The organism is Nonomuraea lactucae (assembly GCF_003313395.1).
In the GTDB taxonomy this organism is placed as follows: Bacteria; Actinomycetota; Actinomycetes; order Streptosporangiales; family Streptosporangiaceae; genus Nonomuraea; species Nonomuraea lactucae.
In genome coordinates this window covers 1-6,945 of the sequence record NZ_QNFZ01000878.1, presented here as the reverse complement: position 1 = coordinate 6,945, position 6,945 = coordinate 1, and the positions used below count along the sequence as shown (strand labels likewise).

Sequence of the window (6,945 nt, the reverse complement as noted above, 5' to 3'; positions counted from 1 at the left end):
CACTCACGGGCGCGCTCGCCCCACCGGTCGTGGTGGCCGGTCCTGGTGGCCGCCGGGCTCGCCGCCGCCACGGTGGGGGTCGCGGTGTTTGCCGTACGGCTCCCGGCGGGCGAGCCCGTGGCACGGCTCACGCCCGAGGGCACCCCGCGGCACGCTCTGGCGCTCCTCGGTGACCGCCTCGCCGTGCTCGACCTGGTGACCGGCGCGGCCCCCGCGCCGATGGCCGCCCCGGATCCCGTGTTCTTCCAGTACACCGCCATCACCAGGGACACCCGCCCCGGCGCCTACCTGGCCGCGGTGACCACCGCCGGTGACGGCGCCTTCGGCGGGCGGTCGTCGCGCGTCTACCGGATCGTCATGGACGGGGAGGGCGGCGCGGCCATCGGCGAGCAGGTCGGCGGCGACCTCGACGGGATGGTCCTCGACCTGGCCGTCTCCCCGCGCGGGCAGATCGCCTACAGCCGGGTCGCCGCCGTGCCGGGCGACACCCTGGCGATCGGCACCACGTTCGTCGGGCTGGTGCGCCCGCGCCGCGAATGGGCGGCGCCCGGCGGGCAGGGGGTCACCTTCCCGCGCAAGGGCGAGCTGGGACTGCACTGGCGGGACGCCGCCACGCTCGCCTTCCACGCCGTGCCGCCGAGCGCCCGCGCGCCGCGCCTGCTGGCGCTCGCCGTCGCACGGCCCGGCTCGGATCTCCTGGCCGCCGAGGAGCTGTACGCGATGGAGGAGGACTCCGACGGCACCGGCCTGACCGTTCCGGGTGGCACCGCCATGGCCGTCTCGCGGGCCGGTGGGCGGGCCGACCTGACGCAGGAGATCCTGGTTTTCGAGCCATCCGCGAAGCGCCCGGCGTCCTCCCCCGCCGTCCCGGCGTTCGCCACGGGCTGCGGCGCGATCCAGGGCTTCACCTCCGACCGGGCGGGGCGTCACCTGCTGGTCGCGGTGGACCGGAGCCACCCGGCCTGCGGCAACGGAGCGGGCCGCGAGCTCGTCCGGGTGGACCTGCGGCAGCCCGCCGCTCCCGGGCACCGCCTCTGGCAGGGTGATCAGCCGGTCTCCGCCGTCGTGTGGTAGGCCCCACCATAAAACACCGGAAACCCACTCGAATCACCACTATTAGTGACATTATGTGCATTCATTGAATTAAGGGGCGCATGCCCTCAAAAGGATGGGCCGTTATGCGATCGTTGTCGCTTTAAGAGGCCGGTCGCGGGAAGGGCGAGCCTTAGTCTGATTATCGCCGTAACCGTACGGCGATAATCGAGGGGTTCAGGCTCGGAAGGAGTTCGGTGTCGGTGGGGGGAGACTCACTATGGCGCCGCTGGGGAAACAAGAACCGGCATACCGACAGGGGCGCTCCGCACGACAGAATCGATCTTACGAAGGCAGCCGAACTCGGGCGCCGCGACGGCCGTTCCCGCCCATACCTCTATATCTACGCGGAAAGACCCGAGTTCGAGCCGCCCAACCTCAGAAGCATCTACGAGCAGTTCGAAATCGATCAAGCCAACATTCTGCAGCAGCGCGATCAGGAGCTGGCGAGGCTCCAGGAGAACGCGCAGCGGACGCGCACCGCGCTGGAAAGCCTGCGCAGCTCGAAGATCGAGCTGGACCGACGCCTCAACGAACTGGAGGAGGACATCAGGGGCCGCCGGCTGGCGCTGGAGAGCGGGCCGCAGCAGCCCACCCAGGCGCTGGGGATGGTGGGCCTGAGCGACGAGGCGGAGGAGCTGGAACGTACCAGAATCCATCTCGGCCGGACCGAACGCGACAACCACAAGGTCAGAGAGCAACTGACGGCCATGGTGGCCGATCTCCGGGCGGCCGAGCAGCAGTGGCTCCAGGTCTACCGCACCGCCCTGACCCGGCTCTCGGCCACGACGGCCCACACCAACCAGCTCATCGACCGCTACCGGGCGGAGTTCGTACAGGCGCACAAGCGCGGCGCCGACGTCATCGACATGTGGATCAGGCGCGAGGTCCCGCTGCCCGCATGGGCCGTCGAGGGCGAACCGGGGGAGCTCTTCGGATCCCAGCCCAGCGACTACGGGCAGACCTGGCACGAGACGCTGGGCTTCTACCAGAACCCCAGAGCCCGTCCCAAGCAGGGGCTCGGCCCCGGCCTCGACGGCGACTGAACACCGTGACCCCGCGAGAGATCCGAGAACCAATGGCAGGAGGCCCGTTGAGCTCGATCAAACGACTGCTCGCCCTGATCACGACGATGATCCTCGTGCCGGTCTCGGCCTGCGCCGGCGACCCCGGCGGGGTCCCGACCAAGGCGGAGGAGTCTCCGGCGAACTGCGGCGTGGTCGTCGACTCCACCGCCTTCACCAAGTATGAGGCGGCCAAGGACCTCGTCCGCCAGAATCTCGCCAGGTTCGCCCAGGGCTGCGGCTGGGTGTCGTTCGCGCTCATCACCGGCCGGTCGGAGGGCACGCCCTGCCAGAAGCCGTCCTTCGGCCTCACCGCGACCGAGGAGGACAACCCCAACCACAACCCCAGGGTGGCCGAGGACTTCAGACAGCAACGCCTGGCCAGCGTCGTCCGCTTCGCGCTCGAACTGCTCGCACGGTGCGAAGCCGACCGCAGCAGAGGCTCTGACGTGCTCGGCGCGTTCAGGGTCATATCCAGGAAGCTGGCCGGCGCCCCCGACCGGCGAGCCAAGGGCCGGATCATCGTATTCAGCGACATGTTCAACAACGTGGGTCTGCTCGATCTCCGTGACGGTGACTACAGCACCCCGGACTCCCGCAGGGCGAAGGTCGAGCAGCTCCGCGAGAACAACCTGCTGCCCGCACTCACCGGGAGTTCCGTAAGGATCTACGGATTCAACCTCGAATCCGAGATCAAGGCCGACCGGGTTCCACAACTGGAGCAGCTCTGGCGCGACATCCTCGGCGCCAGTGGAGCCGGCGAGATCACCCTCAGTTGACCCGATTCCCGGAGGACATTGTCATGAGTAATGCTCAGAAATGGCAGCCGGCCGAATTCCCCATGCCGCACTGGGAGGATCTGTGCCTCAAGGCCCGGGACGAAGGAGCGGACAACGCGCAACGGTCCCGGGCGGATGGCGCGGTGGTCCTGTCCGCGGGATTCGAACCGCCGGGACTGCGTTCGGTCTGCGCCCGGCGCTCGGCTCTCCTGGAGAAGCTGGCCGAGCACCTGCACATCCAGCGTGACCGTGCCGGCGAGCACCTGGCGGGACACCAGGAGATCGAGAACACGCGCGCTACGGAGCGGGCGACGATCACCAGGTTTCACGATCAGGCGCGCACGGTGGTCCAGCGCCTCAGCGCCAGACCCTCCCAGCGCCCCGGTGACGGCTACGCCAGCGAACTCGCGGTGAAGGGCGGGCTGCGCAGGCGGCTCAAGAGGGACGGCGGCCCCTTCCTGATCCTGCTGATCCTGCTGTGCATCGAGATCCCGATCTACTATGAGACCTTCCTGCAGTTCGGCGACAGGCCCGAGATGTCGGCGCTCTTCGCGATCGGCGCCATCACGGTCTTCGTGTTCGGACCCCACCTCTACGGTCGGATGTTCCGAGTCCGCCAGGAGGACGGCCGGGCGGACATCGACGGCTACGACAACGAGGGACGGCGATGGATGTTCCGCCCCTCCGTGGTGACCATCCTGCCGCTCGTGTGGCTCGCGGCCATCACCGTGGTCGCCAGCATCCGCGCGAAGTCGCTGGTCAGGCCGCGCCAGGTCGCCGACCCCGCCACCGGCCTGCTCCGGCCGCTCGAATCCTTCGCCCAGGAGATCGGGTTCTGGCCGGTGTTCGTCCTGCTGCTGGCCATCGTGGTGATCACAGGGCTGGTCGCCGCGGAGACCGGGCGGCGCATGGGCAATCCCAACGACCGGCTGCTCAAGCAGCAGCGCGCCCGTCTCGAGGAGCTGGCGGGCAAGCTGGGCGCGGTCAACGAGCAGGCCAAGGCGGACCGGGAGTATCGGTCGATGCTGGAGCGCGTCGCGCGGGGCGACGACCCTCGTCACGGCCAGATGGTCAAGCAGATCCAGCTGCGCTACGACGAGGTCGAGGAGTCGTTCATCATGGGCTTCGTGTCGGTGACGGCCGAGGACTCACCGGCCGCGGTCAAGGCGGTCTCCACCATCGTCGACAACCACAAGGTGCGCCGCCACTAGCGCGGTCGCGCTGAGGCCGGCTTGGCAGCCGCTCGCATCGTGCTGAGGCACGGCGGGCGGCTGCCGCCTTTTGGACGGCGCCTTGCGCGCGGATGAGGAAGATATTAGGTTAGCCTTACCTAAGTCCGGGCGTGCCCGTGCCCGGAATGCTCGTCGTCGCATACAGCAAGGGGAACCGTGCCTCCTCCGACCACCGGACTACCGCCCGCTCCCCCTTTACCCAAGATCTTGACATCGACGCATCACCCCGTCGCGTCACCACAGAGGCAGAACCTCATGTCGATCCAGCTTCCGCCCTCCGCCGCGCCGCGCTCCGCCTATCCGGTCAGCGCGCTCCCCGCGGCTCTCCGCCGCCTGCTCCTCTACCTGACCAAGGCCGGCACCCCCGTTTCGGCCTACGTGTACGACGGAGACATCGCCGCCGAGCGGGCCCGCGAACTGCGCGCGGCACTGCCGGACTGGGCGGCCGTCTACTACGCCGTCAAGGCCAACTCCTTCCCCGGTGTCATCGCGGCCCTCGCCCCGCACGTGGACGGGTTCGAGGTGGCGTCCAAGGCCGAGCTGGAGCTCGCCCTGCGCGCCCGCCCCTCCGACGGGACGACGCCCGCGGTGGTGGCGGCCGGGCCCGCTAAGACCGTCCCCGTGCTGACCGCCCTCGTCCGGGAGGAGGTCGAGGCGATCAACGCCGAGAGCCTGCTCGAACTCCACCGGATCAGCCGCATCGCGGTCGCCGAGGGCGTGCGGGCCCGGGTGGCGCTGCGGGTGAACCCGGCCCGAATCCCGGTGACAGGCTCGCTGCACATGGGCGGGGTGCCGTCCCAGTTCGGCGTGGCCGAGCCCGACGTGCCCGGCGTCCTGCGCGCCGCCATGCGGCTGCCCGGCCTCGACCTCGTCGGATTCCACGTCCACGCCGCCTCGGGCAACCTCGACGCCGACGCCCACGCCGCGTACCTGCGCTGGTGCGTCGAGTGGAGCGCGCGCACCGCGCGCGAGAACGGGGTCCACCTGCGTCACATCGACATCGGCGGCGGCATCGGCGTCGCGTTCGAGGGCGAGAAGCCCTTCGACGTGGCCCGTTTCGGCGAGCTGGCCGCGCAGGTCGAGCCGCCACAGGGCGCGAAGGTGCTCCTGGAGCCCGGACGGTTCCTGGTCGCCGACTGCGGCTGGTACGCCGCCGAGGTGACCGACGTGAAGACCTCGTACGGCAAGCGGTTCGTGGTGCTGCGCGGCGGCATCAACCACTTCCAGCTCCCCACGTCGTGGGACATCGTGCACAACATGGCGGTGCTGCCCCTGGAGCGATGGCCGGAGGGCTGCCCGCGCCCGGCCGCCGAGAACACCGAGGTCACGGTCGTCGGCGAGCTGTGCACGCCGGAGGACACGCTGCTGCGCGACGTACGGGTGGACCGCGTCCGCGCCGGCGACCTGGTCGTCTTCCCCTACGCGGGCTCATACGGCTGGGAGTTCGCCATGCACAGGTTCCTCGGCCATCCCGTCGCCGAACGTCACCTGCTGTGAACACCACCCGCCCTGTGAACATCACCCGCTGTCCTGACTCCCGCCCGCTGTGCCGACCCCTGCCCGCTGTGATGGACCCCACCTGCGATGATGAGCGCCGCCGGCGCTGAACCGCCCGTTCGCCTCATACCGGCCCCGGCACCGCACCGACGCCGGCACTGACAGGGCCGCGTACCCGTCTACGCCCTACGGAGCCTCATATATGACTACGTATCCAACCGATCTGGTGAGCCTCGATTCCGGCATCGACGCCGTCCTGAGCCGGCAGCGCGACCGGGAGTCCTCGGCGCGCACCTATGCCCGCTCCTTCCCGATCGTCCCCGTTCGCGCCGAGGGGATGGTCATCGAGGGCGCCGACGGCCGCCGCTATCTCGACTGCCTGTCAGGCGCGGGCACGCTCGCCCTCGGCCACAACCACCCCGTCGTCCTCGAGGCGATCCGGCGCACCCTGGACAGCGGGGCCCCGCTGCACGTCCTCGACCTGGCGACGCCGGAGAAGGACGAGTTCACCGAGGCGCTGTTCGCCACGCTGCCCGCCGGCTTCGCCGACCGCGCGCGCGTCCACTTCTGCGGCCCCGCCGGGACCGACGCGGTCGAGGCGGCGCTCAAGCTCATGCAGACCGCCACCGGCCGGCGTGGGCTGCTCGCCTTCACCGGTGCCTACCACGGCATGACCACGGGCGCGCTGGCCGCGACCGGGAGCGTCGCGGTCAAGGAGCCGGTCGCCGGGATCGCGGCCGACGTGACCCGCCTGCCGTACCCGTACCCGTACCGCTGCCCGTTCGGAGTGGGCGGCGAGCGCGGCACGCAGCTGTCGGCCACCTACATCGAACGGCTGCTCGACGACCCCTCGGGCGGTGTCGTGCCGCCCGCCGCGATGATCCTCGAAGCGGTGCAGGGCGAGGGCGGCGCGGTGCCCGCGCCGGACGGCTGGCTGCGGGAGATGCGCCGGATCACGGCCGAACGGGAGATCCCGCTGATCGTCGACGAGGTGCAGACCGGTGTGGGGCGGACGGGCGCCTTCTGGGCGGTCGAGCACAGCGGCATCGTGCCCGACGCCATGGTGATGTCCAAGGCCATCGGCGGCAGCCTGCCCCTGGCCGTGATCGTGTACCACGAGGACTACGACGACTGGCTGCCCGGCGCTCACACCGGAACGTTCCGGGGCAACACCCTGGCGATGGCGGCGGGCACCGCGACCCTGCGCCACGTCGCCGCCGAAGGGCTCGCCGCGCGGGCCGCCGTGGTCGGCGCCCGGATGGCGGCCCGGCTCGACGCGCT

Annotated in this window: 6 protein-coding genes; all 6 read left to right on the top strand. The window is 70.4% G+C overall.

Features of this window, described 5'->3' with window-relative positions; genetic code table 11:
- On the top strand, positions 1-1,074 hold a 1,074-nt coding region (locus tag DQW85_RS30325), incomplete at its 5' end, for a hypothetical protein (RefSeq protein ID WP_162795496.1).
- Between the two features lie 215 nt (positions 1,075-1,289).
- Positions 1,290-2,138, top strand: a complete 849-nt coding sequence (locus DQW85_RS30320; protein ID WP_113703237.1) for a GumC domain-containing protein — start codon at positions 1,290-1,292, stop codon at positions 2,136-2,138.
- Between the two features lie 47 nt (positions 2,139-2,185).
- Entirely contained in the window at positions 2,186-2,935 is a 750-nt protein-coding gene (locus DQW85_RS30315; protein WP_113703236.1) for a vWA domain-containing protein, read from the top strand.
- Positions 2,936-2,958: 23 nt separating this feature from the next.
- Complete coding sequence (locus DQW85_RS30310; protein WP_162795495.1) at positions 2,959-4,146, top strand: hypothetical protein; 1,188 nt, start codon at positions 2,959-2,961, stop codon at positions 4,144-4,146.
- A 276-nt stretch (positions 4,147-4,422) separates the two neighbouring features.
- Complete coding sequence (locus DQW85_RS30305; protein WP_113703234.1) at positions 4,423-5,664, top strand: alanine racemase; 1,242 nt, start codon at positions 4,423-4,425, stop codon at positions 5,662-5,664.
- Between the two features lie 202 nt (positions 5,665-5,866).
- Positions 5,867-6,945 (top strand): diaminobutyrate--2-oxoglutarate transaminase family protein (locus tag DQW85_RS30300; RefSeq protein WP_113703239.1); only part of this gene is annotated, 1,079 nt, incomplete at its 3' end.